This window comes from Flectobacillus rivi, assembly GCF_030056655.1.
Lineage (GTDB): Bacteria > Bacteroidota > Bacteroidia > Cytophagales > Spirosomataceae > Flectobacillus > Flectobacillus rivi.
Genome location: NZ_JASHIE010000002.1, coordinates 451091 through 464691 on the forward strand (window position 1 = coordinate 451091; position 13601 = coordinate 464691).

10 protein-coding genes are annotated in these 13601 nt (G+C 37.4%); 1 reads left to right on the top strand and 9 read right to left on the bottom strand.

Annotation, left to right across the window (positions count from 1 at the left end; all coding sequences use genetic code 11):
* Window positions 1-175: 175 nt before the first annotated feature.
* Window positions 176-1990, top strand: coding sequence for a molecular chaperone HtpG (gene htpG / locus QM481_RS04145; protein WP_166550257.1), 1815 nt, complete (start codon window positions 176-178; stop codon window positions 1988-1990).
* A gap of 180 nt (window positions 1991-2170) precedes the next feature.
* Here the strand turns inward: htpG and QM481_RS04150 are convergent, their stop codons facing one another.
* From QM481_RS04150 to QM481_RS04190, 9 genes are all read right to left on the bottom strand, one after another.
* Window positions 2171-4432 (bottom strand): carboxypeptidase regulatory-like domain-containing protein, encoded by a 2262-nt coding sequence (locus QM481_RS04150; protein WP_283380750.1) that lies wholly within the window; start codon window positions 4430-4432, stop codon window positions 2171-2173.
* 401 nt (window positions 4433-4833) lie between these two features.
* Window positions 4834-6096, bottom strand: a complete 1263-nt coding sequence (locus tag QM481_RS04155) for an MFS transporter (protein WP_283380751.1) — start codon at window positions 6094-6096, stop codon at window positions 4834-4836.
* The gene (locus tag QM481_RS04160) at window positions 6093-6938 is read right to left on the bottom strand and encodes a hypothetical protein (RefSeq protein WP_283380752.1); all 846 of its coding nucleotides are present in this window, start codon (window positions 6936-6938) and stop codon (window positions 6093-6095) included. The genes QM481_RS04155 and QM481_RS04160 overlap by 4 nt, the downstream gene beginning before the upstream one ends.
* Window positions 6939-6988: 50 nt before the next feature.
* Window positions 6989-7819, bottom strand: coding sequence for an MOSC domain-containing protein (locus QM481_RS04165; RefSeq protein WP_283380753.1), 831 nt, complete (start codon window positions 7817-7819; stop codon window positions 6989-6991).
* A gap of 145 nt (window positions 7820-7964) precedes the next feature.
* The gene (locus QM481_RS04170) at window positions 7965-8813 is read right to left on the bottom strand and encodes a CPBP family intramembrane glutamic endopeptidase (RefSeq protein ID WP_283380754.1); all 849 of its coding nucleotides are present in this window, start codon (window positions 8811-8813) and stop codon (window positions 7965-7967) included.
* Window positions 8814-9017: 204 nt separating this feature from the next.
* A complete protein-coding gene (locus QM481_RS04175; protein ID WP_283380755.1) occupies window positions 9018-9827 on the bottom strand; it encodes an FkbM family methyltransferase in 810 nt (269 codons plus the stop codon).
* Between the two features lie 52 nt (window positions 9828-9879).
* Window positions 9880-11094: a glycosyltransferase gene (locus QM481_RS04180; RefSeq protein WP_283380756.1), complete on the bottom strand. Its 1215-nt coding sequence runs from the start codon at window positions 11092-11094 to the stop codon at window positions 9880-9882.
* 14 nt (window positions 11095-11108) lie between these two features.
* Window positions 11109-12617 carry a lipopolysaccharide biosynthesis protein gene (locus QM481_RS04185; RefSeq protein ID WP_166550264.1) on the bottom strand — a complete coding sequence of 503 codons (1509 nt, stop codon included), beginning with the start codon at window positions 12615-12617 and terminating at the stop codon, window positions 11109-11111.
* 158 nt (window positions 12618-12775) lie between these two features.
* On the bottom strand, window positions 12776-13507 hold the full coding sequence (locus QM481_RS04190) for a TylF/MycF/NovP-related O-methyltransferase (protein WP_166550265.1): 732 nt from the start codon (window positions 13505-13507) through the stop codon (window positions 12776-12778).
* Between the last annotated feature and the right edge of the window lie 94 nt (window positions 13508-13601).

Consider the following 13601-nt stretch of genomic DNA (forward strand, 5'->3'; position numbering starts at 1 on the left):
GTCAAGGTTTTCTGTCTTTATTTTATTAAGTGGCAGGACTTTATACGTAAGCGCTGACAATTTGGCATTTTATGAGGTTTTGGAATTGTATTTGTCAATATCGCTATGTCGATTAAGACATCATTCTATGAATATTTGGTTTGTATTTCTATAAATTATTAATGACAAAATGACCATGCAAGAAAAAGGTAACATCTCGATTCATACCGAAAACATTTTTCCTATTATTAAGAAGTTTTTATACTCAGATCATGAAATCTTCTTACGTGAATTGGTATCTAACGCGGTTGATGCTTCTCAAAAATTGAAACGTTTGTCGGCCATTGGTGAATACGCTGGTGAATTAGGTGAATTGAAGGTAAAGGTAAGTTTTGACAAAGATGCTCGTACGATTACTATCTCCGATTCGGGTATTGGTATGACTGCCGATGAGGTGAAAAAGTACATCAACCAAATTGCCTTTTCTGGAGCTACTGAGTTTGTTGAAAAATACAAGGATAAAGGTGATGAAAAAGCTATTATTGGTCACTTCGGACTTGGCTTTTACTCTGCCTTCATGGTTGCTGAAAGAGTGGATATTATTACAAAATCTTTTCAAGATGGTGCACAAGCTGTGAAATGGACTTGTGATGGTTCGACAGAGTTTGAAATTTCTGAAGCTACTCGTGAAAGAAGAGGTACTGATATTATTTTGTATGTGGCTGATGATTCACTAGAATTCCTTGAGAATTTTAGACTCAAACAAATTCTTGATAAATACTGCAAATTCCTTCCTATTGAAATCGAATTTGAAGATGCTATCATCAACAACCCTACTCCTATCTGGGCAAAATCACCTGCTGATTTGACTGACGAAGATTACTTAAAGTTCTACGAGGAGCTTTATCCTATGTCAGAAAAACCACTTTTCTGGATTCACTTGAATGTAGATTATCCTTTCAATTTGACAGGTATTCTGTATTTCCCGAAAGTGAAAAACGAATTGCAATTACAAAGAGAAAAAATTCAGCTTTTCAGCCGTCAGGTATTTATTACTGACGAAGTAAAAGATGTAGTTCCTGAATTTTTGATGTTGTTGCACGGTGTAATCGATTCGCCAGATATTCCTCTTAACGTTTCAAGAAGCTTCTTACAAGCTGACTCTAATGTTAAGAAAATCAATAACTATATTACTAGAAAAGTAGCTGAAAAACTGAACGATTTATTCAAAAATGACCGTGCTGGTTTTGAAGAAAAATTCGAAAACATTGGTCTTTTTGTAAAATACGGAATGATTTCAGATGAGAAGTTCTACGACAAAGCAAAAGACTTCTGTTTGCTACAAAGTACTTCAGGCAAATACTACACTTTGAATGAGTACGCTGAGTTTGCACAGGAAAATCAGAAAGATAAAAACGATGACGTTGTATATCTTTATGCGACAGATTTATTAGGACAAGACGGCTACATCCAATCAGCGACTAAACGTGGCTATGATGTTTTGAAATTGGATGCTGTTTTGGATAGCCATTTTATCAATATGCTTGAAACCAAATTGGTAAAAACTAACCTTAAACGTGTTGACGCCGATACGGTAGAAAAATTAATTGATAAAGGCATCGCCTTAGAAGCTGTACTTTCAGACTCGGAAAAAGAGACTGTGAAAAAGGTGTTTGATGAAGTAATCAATGACAAAAATAAGTCAGTTCAAGTTGAGGCTATGCCAGTAGACGAACTTCCTGCTATCGTTACCCAAAATGAATTTATGCGCCGTATGAGCGATATGTCAAAACTTGGTGGTGGCATGGGAATGTTTGGAGCAATGCCAAACAATTATACTATTGCAGTAAATGCTAATCACCCTTTGATTAATAAAATTCTTAAAACAGAAGAGGAAAGCGAGCAAAAACGCTTGGCAAAACAGGTTTATGACCTTGCTTTACTATCTCAAAACTTGTTGACTGGTGCAGATTTAACTGCCTTTATTCAACGTACAGCTCAAGGATTATAGTCAATTGTAGAATTTTGAATGAGTGAATTGTGAATGTAATGTAGACATTTCATTATTTGACACTTACATCTGACTTCAATTATAACCTTGACAAGGTTAGAAAAATAAAAGCCCTTCAATCGAAGGGCTTTTATTTTTCTAACCTAAAAAACACATCTAAATTTCTCTTTATTACGATTGTTATTTTACAGATATAATTCTAAACTCTGTTCTGCGGTTTTCTTGGTGTTGTTTTTCATCACAAATTATTCCATCCACACATTCATTCACCAGTTCTGTTTCGCCATATCCATTCGACACTAATCTTGATGGGTCAATGCCTCGCATAGCTAAGTAATCAACCACAGCTCTAGCACGGTTTGCCGAAAGTTGCATATTGAAGTTATCACTCGATCGAGCATCAGTGTGCGAGCGAATCTCAATAGTCATTGCTGGATACTTACGAAGTAATGGCAACAATGTTTTTTCTAGTTCACGAGCTGCGTCAGGACGAATAAAGAATTTTCCATAGTCATAATAAATATTTTTCAACTTGAAAATATCTCCTTCACCATACATCCCTTGAATATTCTGCACTACTTCCCCACTCGATTTAACTTTACCAATTTTTTCTGTATTAGTGGCATACTTGTCTTTTTCAGCCGTCAGTTTGTGGTCATCTCCTGGTTTTACCTGAAACTCATAGCCACCATCTGGTCCTGTTGTTACAGTTTGCTTCGTTTTATCTTTTTCGTTTTCTAAAGTTACCTGAACACCAGCCATAGGTTGGTCGTTTACTTCCGATTTTACGACACCTTTCAACACTGCCAAAGGAGCTTTTTCAAGATATAACTCTAAGGTTGTTTTCTGAGCAGTATTACTTTTGGTGGAATATGCCACAGAGTTCATCAAATAACCTTCTTTAATAGCTTTGAACTCATACTCGGCATTGGCTTCCATACAAATACTGGTTGAGCCATCTACGCCTGTCACTCTTAACTCACGACTTTCTGCATTTACCGTGATACGAACGTCTACGTTTTCGAGTGGTTGTTTGGATGCTGCATCATACACAATTAAGGTCAAAGGACGACAAACACGTTTGAAGCTATAAATATTATCGTCACTTAAACCAGACTTACGATTTGACGAGAAAAACCCACTTGTACGAGTCGCATCAGTGATAATACCAAAATCATCTTGTGGTGAATTGAGTGGAGCCCCTAAGTTATTTACGCCTCTGTAAGCCACACCATCTTTAATTTCTGCAAAAAACATATCAAGTCCGCCTAGTCCTTCATGACCGTCAGAAGCAAAGTAAAGATTTCCACTTGGGTCAACAAATGGGAACATTTCATTACCCTCGGAGTTGATTTCTTTTCCCATGTTCACAGGTGTTCCCCAGTTTCCGTCGCTGTATTCAACCACATAAATATCTGTACCACCATAACCACCAGGCATATCTGACACAAAATACAATTTGGTATTATCAGGTGTCAATGCTGGGTGTCCGCAAGAGTATTCATCAGAATTAAATGGTAGTTCCTTGATATTACTCCAATTGTCTTTTACTAAATCTGCAATGTATAATTTCAGCTTATTAGTACCATCTTTAGACTCTCTGGTTTTACCTTTATTAAAATTGTTACGAGTAAAAATTGCTTTTTGTTCGCCTTGAAAGAATACCGCTGGACCTTCATGATACTTTGTATTAATCACACGGCTAAATTCTTCCACCTTATTTACTTCGCCAGTTGACTTTAAGGTTTTATTGCTATTACTCGCAATCACACCGCCCAAGGCAGCCGCTTTTTGTACCATCCCCGACTTTAGTTGTGCGGTATCTGGCACAAAATATAAATCCAAAAATGGCGTCTGATTCCAACCATACACACGCTTCACAGCACCAGACTCATCACGAGCAGAACAAAACACTAAACCTCCTTTGTAAAACATCGGGCTAAAATCCGCCTGATTTGAGTTGATAGGAAGATATTCGACTTGATACGAAGAGGAGTCTCTATAAAAACGGCTCATTTCCATGTATGAAACCGTAAACTTTTTACTACGAACATCAGCTGTTTGTTTTTCTCCGTAAATCGAATAATACTTTTGAGAATCACGGTATTTGCCATTTGAAGCTAAAGCCTGTGCATAGTAAAGGTAATTCTCAGCCTCTATGTCTGGGAAGTTTTTTAATAAGTCACTGTACGCTCTTTCGGCATTTTTGGTATCCTGAATACGACGATAACAATAGGCTAACTTTTTTAACGCTTCTTTACGAACGGCTGCATCTAATTTTGAATCAGATAGCACATCTTCATACAAGCGAATAGCCGACATGTAACTAAGTTGCTCATACTCTCTATTGGCTGCCTTAAACTTAGCTTGTCCCCAAGCGCTGTTAGCAGAAATAGCAAAGAGTAAGACTATACTCAGTAGAATATGTAATGATTTGTTCATGATAGGATTTTAGGCTAAATCGTTTTACAAAGTAAGTATATTGAATGATAAAGAAATGATTCTTAAAACAAGTTTAGAAACATAACTCCTTGATTTTCATATTTAGTGCATTCTGTACATTCAATTTACAGAGTAAAATGCTTTATGAAATCCGATTAGCCTTGTTTGATTTCTGTAGACAAAAAGGTGTATCTACAAGAAGTTGGTTAATACTAAAACTACTATTTTGGCGAAACTCTGGCTATCAAACTTTCGTTAGAACGTCAGAAAATTATCAAAGCAAAAAACAAATAGCGTGCCAAAAAGTGGAAGCACGACTCTCAGAAGGACTAAAGCCGTTATACCTCGGTGGTACAACGGCTTTAATCATGGTAGAAATCTTTGAGGAGTTATTTAGAAAGTTAATCTGTCACCTTCATTTTAAATAATTCTTTTGAACGAATCCATACGATGGACACAATAATCATGGTCATCGTACCTCCAAATATTACTGATGGCACTGTGCCCATTAACTTAGCCAATAGACCTGACTCAAAAGCGCCGATTTCATTAGAAGAGCTCACAAAAATACCATTCACCGCCGATACGCGTCCACGCATTTCGTCAGGAGTCCAATATCTCAAAACGGTCTGACGCACGATTACACTTACGCTGTCGAAGGCACCCGTAAAAAACAAAGCAACCACCGAAATCCATAAGTTTGTTGAAACCGCAAAAATCAACGTTGCTAATCCAAAGCCTCCCACTGCCAGCAATAAATTTCGCCAAGCGTGTTTTAACGGAGGAAAATATACCATCATAAACATGGTTAAAATTGCTCCTATTGATGGTGCTGCACGTAAAATACCCAAGCCTTCGGCTCCTACTTTAAGAATATCCTCAGCATAGATAGGCAATAGTGCTATTACTCCACCAAAGAGTACCGAAAACAAATCGAGCGATATTGAATAAAGGATAATTTTTGTTTTGAAAACAAAAGCGATTCCTTCTTTAAGACTTTGAAAAATATTGACTTTCTCCTCTACCTTTTCAGGAATTGGAGGTGCCGTAATAGTGCTAATCAAAAGCATTACCGTACATAATAGCGCCACCACAAACCAAAGCGAATTAGTCAAGCCCCAATAGGCATACATAAAACCTGCTAAACCTGGTCCTAAAATAGCTCCTGCTTGCCAAAAAGAACTTGCCCATGTGGTTGCGTTGGCAAATACTTCTTTCGGAATCAAAAATGGATTTAAAGATGAAGAGGCTGGCGAATAAAAACCTTTGGCTAAACCTATCAAAAATATTACGCCGTAAATGATGGGTAATAAATTGTGTTGTGGCAACTGGGTAGTTGAATGTGTAGCCCAAACCAAAATAACTGAACTCAAAATGATGACACTTAAACTGAGCATCAAAATGGTTTTCTTGTTATAAAGGTCAGCCAAATGTCCACCAAATAATGCCAAAGAGATATAAGGAAGTGCCTCTGCTAAGCCAATCAAGCCTAATGCCATAGGGTCGTGAGTGACCTTGTACATTTCGTATCCAAGCAAGACTTCCTGAATCAATAAGGCCATTGTAATAAAACTATTGGCAAACATATATGCCACAAACTGTGGATATTTCAACGCCTCATAAGGCGATCTTTTTGCAGATGGTGGTGTTAGTTGCTCGCTCATCTAATCAGAATAAAAAGAAATAAAGGAATTAAAAATATACCATCTCCCACCCAACGATAACGATCATTTTTTACAAAAAACAATTCAAAATACGTTATTAACACAAGCACTGTACTCATGATGATTTCGACAGTTCCCAAACCCATCGAATATGGATAAGTACTATGCCAAAGGATAAAAGATGTTGCTATGAGATTGATTACAAATAGTCCATATAAAATTTGCCGACAAGCACGTGCTCCCCACATTGACCCTAACGAATGTACTTGCGGGTATTTTTGTTGTTCAAATGCTGAAAAAAGCAACAAATTTTGAAAGGCAATCATAAAAAAAACGCCTGCCAATGCCCAATCTATCCAGCTAAATACTCTCGAGTGTTGTACGATGGCTGTTCCACATACACCCGACGCATACACGAATGCTGTCACTGGTTCTTTATAAGCTTGAAAGATACTATCTGAGGATAATTTACTCACAACTACCAAATAAATAGACGTGATAAAAGCAATCCCAAAGCCCACCATCAAGGTGAGATAGGTAATATGCCCCAAAAGATATATTCCCAGCAACATAGCCAATGCTACAGATAGCTTCAAAACTTTGGCATATTGTTTATGAAAACGATGCCTCGGTGTTGCTATTTGTTCGGGCTTCAAGTTATCCAACTGTCTATCTAAGGTGTATATAATAAATACCGCAATACCCAACAACCATGTACTGGTTGTGGCATGGGTAAATTTGCCTTCTGGCAGTCGCAAAAAAGCCGAATGACAAATCATGGCTCCTGCTACTACATCCAGACTTAATAGGTTTATTACTTCTAAAAAGCGCTTTAGTATCATATTCAAATGCTACCGCCACAATCTAAGCGCGAAATTGCTTTGTATAGCTTTTAACTTACCGAAAACTTCGCCAATTGGCGTGTTGTTTGTACTGTTATTTCTTCTCCTACACTCACCGTTCCCGTTTGTACAATCAGTACATTTTGTCCAAATAAGATTTTATTGCCAGCCTTTCTGTAGTTCGAAAGCGTGTGTAATGGCTCTTTGCCAGTCTTTTGTCCTGTTTCGTGGTTCAACGTTGTAACAATACATCTGGCGCATGGTTTTACCCCCTTGAAAGAGGTTGTGCCTATCGAAAACTCAAACCAAGACTCTTCTTCAAAAGCATTACCACCAGTAAAGACAAAATTTGGACGAAAACGATTAATTGGAATCTGTTTTTCTAATCGATTATTCAAATCGTCTAATGATGATTGTCCAATAATCAAAATAGGATAACCATCCGAAAAAGAGGTTATATCTTCTGGCGTTTGAGCATATTGAGGGTCGACAGGTCGTAAACTTTCGTCGGGCATATAGACCAATCGTACGGGTTTGCCTAGTAATTCACTAAACCATGCACTTGCCTCCACAGATACTTCATGAGCATCCATCTCATCATCCCAAACTTCTACAGTAATGGCCTCTGGAAGATATTCTCCCATATTTACCGAAAGCGTTTTTCCAGAAGGACTATGTGTTACATGTAGTAAATTCTCCGCTATTGCCGTTTTAAATAAAGCTAAATCTCCCACTTGTCGTTGAGTGACAAACACGTTGTCGGCATCAATAAGCATCCATCTACGGTCATATTTTAGCCCACGAGTAGTTACTTCCGTTTGCTGTACACTAAAACCACCTAGAGATTTGACAGGATAAATCCAGATTTCAGAAAGTTGCATAGTCGTTTTTTACTTTAAAATTCTTAGACTGTTTTTAGATAGTTATGCGATGGGCTATAAGCCGTAGGCATTAGGCAAAATGTTTATTTTATTTCAGAAAATACTGATTTGCTTCACTTTATCTCAAAATCAAATACTTAATTTTCTATATCCACTTAAACACCCATTTGATAGTCACTGTGTATAACACTACTGCCAACAACCAGCCTACAATCATAAGCGGAAAGTTCAATTCGGTCATGGTGATGACAGAAGGCGAAGGCAATGCGCTATCGGGATATGTCACCAATAAAAAAGCGTAGATATTATTAGAAGCATGTATTCCTAAAGCTAGTTCCAACTTTCCATCAAAATAGGTCAATAGGGCAAAAAATAAACCTACTCCGATATAATAGCTCATAGCTAGAGCAAAACCTACTTTAGCCGTTTCGGGATTGAACCTATGCATCAATCCAAAAAGTACTGAACTTATTACAAGCCCCACAACCACATTTCGAGAGCCTATAGCTTGAAATAAATATCCTCTAAATATGAGTTCTTCACAGCTAGTTTGAATAGGCAAAAACAAGAAACCAACAATAAATGCAGGCAACCATTGTTGAGGATTCCAAGAAAAGCGGTACATCTCAGGAAAAAACGAATACATACCCAACTCTACGATTGCCGTACACACCAGCCACACTGCCGCAGAACTTGCCACACGCTTCCAATTTACGGAACTTTGTGGTGTAATCAGGGTTTGAAACTCGCGATGATGGCTATTTTTCAACCATACCCATAATGTTAAAATTCCTCCCGCAAAACTGCCTATTGCTACTAATAAATACCAATGCGAAGCCACGGTTGGTCTTCCACTTTTTATATCGGTCACCAACACTTGCGGAATGCTAAATATCCCTAGCGCCAACAGTACTAAAATCATCCCTACAATATATCTCCAAGGCTGATTATTACCTATTTTGGCTTGTGCCAGAAAATCATTTTGTGCTAACATAGAGGTTTGGGGGTTGGGGTTAAATAGAAGGCTCAGAATACAGGTGTTGTGCAACTTTATGCTTTACAAATGTAAGAGAAGTGTGTTTTACTTCCTTAAAAGGACATAGAAAAATACAAATAAAAAAACAGAGATAGCGATATTTTTCTACGTAAATTGAAAAATATCGCTATCTCTGTTTGGCTTTGTTTTCCTCAAAACCAATTACTTTTTCACTGCAAAAATATTCAACTGCAAATCCATGGAAGGATTGGCTTTGTAGGCATGATTAATAAACGGTACAGGTCTATCTTGTGCATCACGGATAAAGTATCTGAAACCATTTTTTGTCAAAATAGAAAGCAATACATCTAAATCTTGTGGGCGGTTTGGAAACGAATGATATTCAATAAAGATATGGTCGATATGTCCGATGTTATCAGCGCAATCTTGAAAAACCTCCACTTCAGCACCTTCAATATCCATTTTCAACATTTGAATACTTGTATGTTTTTGCAAGTATTCCTTCAAACGGACAGACTCAATACGCTGTTTTTCGCCTTCACCATAAATCGATGCACCGTCCGAACCTTCGGTCACAAACTCGATTCCTTGGTCATGAACCCATACGGCTTTGTCTACAATTTCGACCCCTTGAATTCCGTTCACGCTCAAATTATTGCTTAATATTTTGGCGATTTGTGGATCGGCTTCAAAAGCAGTAATTTTAGCTTTTGGGTACAATTTCTTAAAGAACAAACAGCTTGTACCAATATTAGCTCCACAATCCAAAATAACAGGACTATCTGTCTTACTTTGGAATCTGTAACTTTGTCCTACAAAAATCTCTTCATGCTGGAACAAAAACGACATACAGTCTGGCACTAAAAACGTAACGCCCTGAAACGAAACAGTTCGAGGTTGATAACGTGGGACTGTACCAAACTTAGCCATTAAGCCCAGCAATTCGCGCGCCTCTGGGGTGCGGATATGATGGAAAGGGTATTTTAAGAAATATTTTAAGGCAAATAACATATCTTGGAATACGTGATTATGGAGTTATAGAAACCTCTTTTCAAATCAAAACTTACTTTTTCATGACGTACTTAAACGCCTCACAATAGTTTTTAATCACTACGTGGATATTCACCTCATTTTTGATAATATCACCTGAACGTAATCCCATTTCCTTGGTTTTTTCTGGATTACTCATCATACTTTCAAGCTTTTGGTATAAATCTTCGGCATCACCATTTTTGAAGATATACCCGTTATATCCATCACGAACAAGCTTTTTCTCAGTACCATCCGCCACCGAGCAAATAATAGGTTTATCAAAACACATTGCATCATTGATAGACAAACCGCCCATACCTGCCAAAACATAGACTAATGAAGCATTGAAATATTGTCCCAACTGCGTCATTTCATACACTGCACCAGCAAATTCAACACTTTCTTCTATTCCTAAATCTTTCGCTTGTTGCTTGAGATTATCTAGTTCAGGGCCAGTACCTACAATGGCTAATTTAGCGATAGGAAACTTTTTGAGTAATTTGGCAAAAACATCCATCAGCAAATCCACACGTTTCCATTTTACTAAGCGTCCAACGTGCAAAAGTCGTAGAGGATTATCTGGCAAAACGGTGTTTACTCCTTCGATCTTCGCTCTTTCGTTGAAGATAATATCCGTATCAGGAGAATTATAAATTACAAAAATCTTCTCCTTTGGCACGCCATAACTTCCAAAAACATCTATTGCCTCCTCGGTATAATCCACATGGGCATCTACCATATTGAAAGCTCTTTTATAGGTATATTTCAACAAGCTATATTTCAGCTTAAATGCCAAACTTGAAGGCTTCAATTCCGTTTTCAAGGTTTCGGTTACGGCACCACCTTTGGCATAATAATCGAGCGCTTCTTGGAATTTTGGGATATTAAAAGGAATCTCTTTCAGAATCAATTTGATACCCATGCTACGGATTTTCCAAAGCAGCAAGGGATTGTAAACAAAAGTCAAAATATAAGGCCAAATCGTAACAATAACATCAGGCTTTTCTGCCTCAACCGTTTCCAAAAAGTTCTTGAAAAATGGTTTTCCCCAAGCCGTTTTATATTCTTCCAAAAAGTGTACCTTAAACTCAACGCCATCCAAAGTTTGGTGCACACCTGCACCTACGCTTTTTCCTTGGCTTTTAGGAGCAATCACCACAATCTCCTGCCCTTCTACTTGGTTTAGTCGATTGAGTACTAAATTATAATAATGCGGCAATCCACCAAATGTGAATAGTATCTTCATATTGTTAGCTTTTGCTATTTGATCAATTTTAGTTTACGTAAAATACCCATCACCGTTTTGTTGGCATCTTCGGATATTTTGAAATACAATACGCCTCCTCCAAATACAGCACAAATCAATAAAGAACGTACTGCTACTGTCATCATTATTCCTACCAATCCAGACCCTAAAGTAGGAATAAGCGTTGCCAAGAAATAGGTCAATATAAACAACCCTAAAACTTTTACAGTCGCCGAAGTAAATGGTTGAAGTTTGAGTTTAAAAAGAATAAAGAAATACTTGGTGGCATTATAAACCACTACCGAAGTTAGCGCTGCCAGTGCTGCGCCATTGAAGCTATAAATGGGTATTAAAATCAAATTTGTTACGATAATCAATACTGCCAACAACACGTAAAAAGCTAAATCATAACGGTAATATTTCGAATTGATTAATATCTCCGAGTTGAGCCCAGTAGCCATATCAATCACCTTGCTCATACCAAAGAAAAACACCACCCAACGACCTTGCGAATAAATATCTGCTTTGGGTAAAAGTTGGAAAATTTCGTCTACGTTACACCAAATTCCAAGAAATAAAAAACCTCCTACAATGAATAAAACTAGTGAAGATTTTCGGTAAATTTCTTCAATATGTGCCATATCATTTTTCTGCCAAGACTCTGCCAATAGTGGCAAACTGATAGAGGCAATGGCATTTCGTGGAATGGCAATCACAAGGGCTATTCTAGATGCAATATCAAAAATAGCCGTAGTATTTAACCCTCCGTCGTAGGCAGGCAACATGATTTTTTCAACATGTTGAATCAGCGTGAAACTAGCTCCTGCCAACAATACCCATAAGCCATATTGGTACATTTCCTTGAATAAGGGACTCCTATAGATGTTCCAATCAATGGTCAAGTAGAGCTTTCCTAGTATTTTGATATAAGCAAACAAGGCAATAATACCTAGTATATAGGTTACTACGGTAATACCAATTAATTGTTCGAAGGATATATATCCTAATCCAAAAAGAATCACTAATAATCCATTAGATAGACGAAGCCCTAACTCCCGAATAATGGCAGGAACTACTATACGCAAATGCACCTTTGCATAAGCTTCCAATACAGAAATATAAGCAATACAAAAAGTCAGCGGCAGCATATAATAGTAATACTGACTCAGTAGTGGCGACTTACTTTCGTAAATTCCATTAAACACCGATTGTAAAGAAAGATATAGAATTGCGAAGATTCCTAAACCAACCAATGGAGTTACCAATAAAAAACCTAAAAAGCCATTATGTCGTTTTTCATCATCAGCAAAACGATTGAAATAACGTGTAGCAATATGCGGCACCCCAATTTGGGCAAATGAAGCAAAAACGGTTGTAAAGCTGACCATAGCCGAAGCATACAGACCAAACTGTTCTTGCGTCAAAAATTTATTGTAAATAACAAGGACGTTCAATACCCCCACTGCCGTTCCTACATAAGTAACGATTGAACTTTTTAATCCTTGACGAATAATAATGCCCATAATTTATTGAGTGATTTAGCGAGTTGGTTATCGAGCGATCAAATATTTATCCATAAAATGCTAGTTATCAATATATTTAATCACTTTTACCGCTCTTAAACTTCTTTACAAAACGACCAAATTGGAATTAAAACTTCCTAATTGTATTTCTTTAGCTATTAACTTTTTATTGCAATACGACCTGTATAATCGATACGGTTTAACAACAATGAGCCGTTGAAATACTCATCAACTGCACGCTTACATCCTTCCCAGTGACCATAATCATCAATGACTAAAACCCCCTTTTGAATTAATAAAGGATATAAATATTTCAACTCGTGAGCCGTTGACTCGTACCAGTCAGTATCCAAACGCAACAAAGCAATCGGTGCATCAGGCATCGTAGCAGGGATAGTATCTTCTACTTTTCCTTTTACAAAATGTACCAAATCTTGAGGATATCCCGTTGATCGCATATTAGTTTGCACATCATTAAGATCCGCCAAGCACCACACAGAATTCTCTTTATTTTCGACATTTTGATCCATCAATTCCTTGGCTTGTCCACCACGAAAATCTACGTCATCAGCTGTTGGCTCAGACATTCCTTCGTAGGTATCATACAAGTAAAGCTTACGATTAGTGACGCCTAGTTCTTTTAAAGTTAGGGCAATCATCATTGAGCTTCCGCCTCTCCAAACACCACATTCCACAAAACTCCCTGCAATATTATTTTTGACTATATATGTAACAGCATTATATAGTGCGTACATACGCTCGACGCTAGTCATCGTGTAGGGACGACACGCCTTTAAGATTTTCAAAAATGTTGGATCGTTGATAAAATCTTCCTCTTTTTGCACTTTGGCAATCTTATAGCCAAACGGTTTTAATAATTTGCTAATCATAAATTTATTGGAGTAAACGGAAATGGATTGTGAGCTTCGTAACTCAGAAATTATGTAAATCTAATCGAATCTATTTTGTCTATTTTGAAAATAG

Bases quoted from the DNA above. Each gene is read 5' to 3' on its own strand.
- htpG (WP_166550257.1), top strand. From the start codon at position 176: ATGCAAGAAAAAGGTAACATCTCGATTCATACCGAAAACATTTTTCCT.
- QM481_RS04165 (WP_283380753.1), bottom strand. From the start codon at position 7,819: ATGCAACTTTCTGAAATCTGGATTTATCCTGTCAAATCTCTAGGTGGT.
- QM481_RS04170 (WP_283380754.1), bottom strand. From the start codon at position 8,813: ATGTTAGCACAAAATGATTTTCTGGCACAAGCCAAAATAGGTAATAAT.
- QM481_RS04190 (WP_166550265.1), bottom strand. From the start codon at position 13,507: ATGATTAGCAAATTATTAAAACCGTTTGGCTATAAGATTGCCAAAGTG.
- QM481_RS04180 (WP_283380756.1), bottom strand. From the start codon at position 11,094: ATGAAGATACTATTCACATTTGGTGGATTGCCGCATTATTATAATTTA.
- QM481_RS04185 (WP_166550264.1), bottom strand. From the start codon at position 12,617: ATGGGCATTATTATTCGTCAAGGATTAAAAAGTTCAATCGTTACTTAT.
- QM481_RS04160 (WP_283380752.1), bottom strand. From the start codon at position 6,938: ATGATACTAAAGCGCTTTTTAGAAGTAATAAACCTATTAAGTCTGGAT.
- QM481_RS04175 (WP_283380755.1), bottom strand. From the start codon at position 9,827: ATGTTATTTGCCTTAAAATATTTCTTAAAATACCCTTTCCATCATATC.
- QM481_RS04155 (WP_283380751.1), bottom strand. From the start codon at position 6,096: ATGAGCGAGCAACTAACACCACCATCTGCAAAAAGATCGCCTTATGAG.
- QM481_RS04150 (WP_283380750.1), bottom strand. From the start codon at position 4,432: ATGAACAAATCATTACATATTCTACTGAGTATAGTCTTACTCTTTGCT.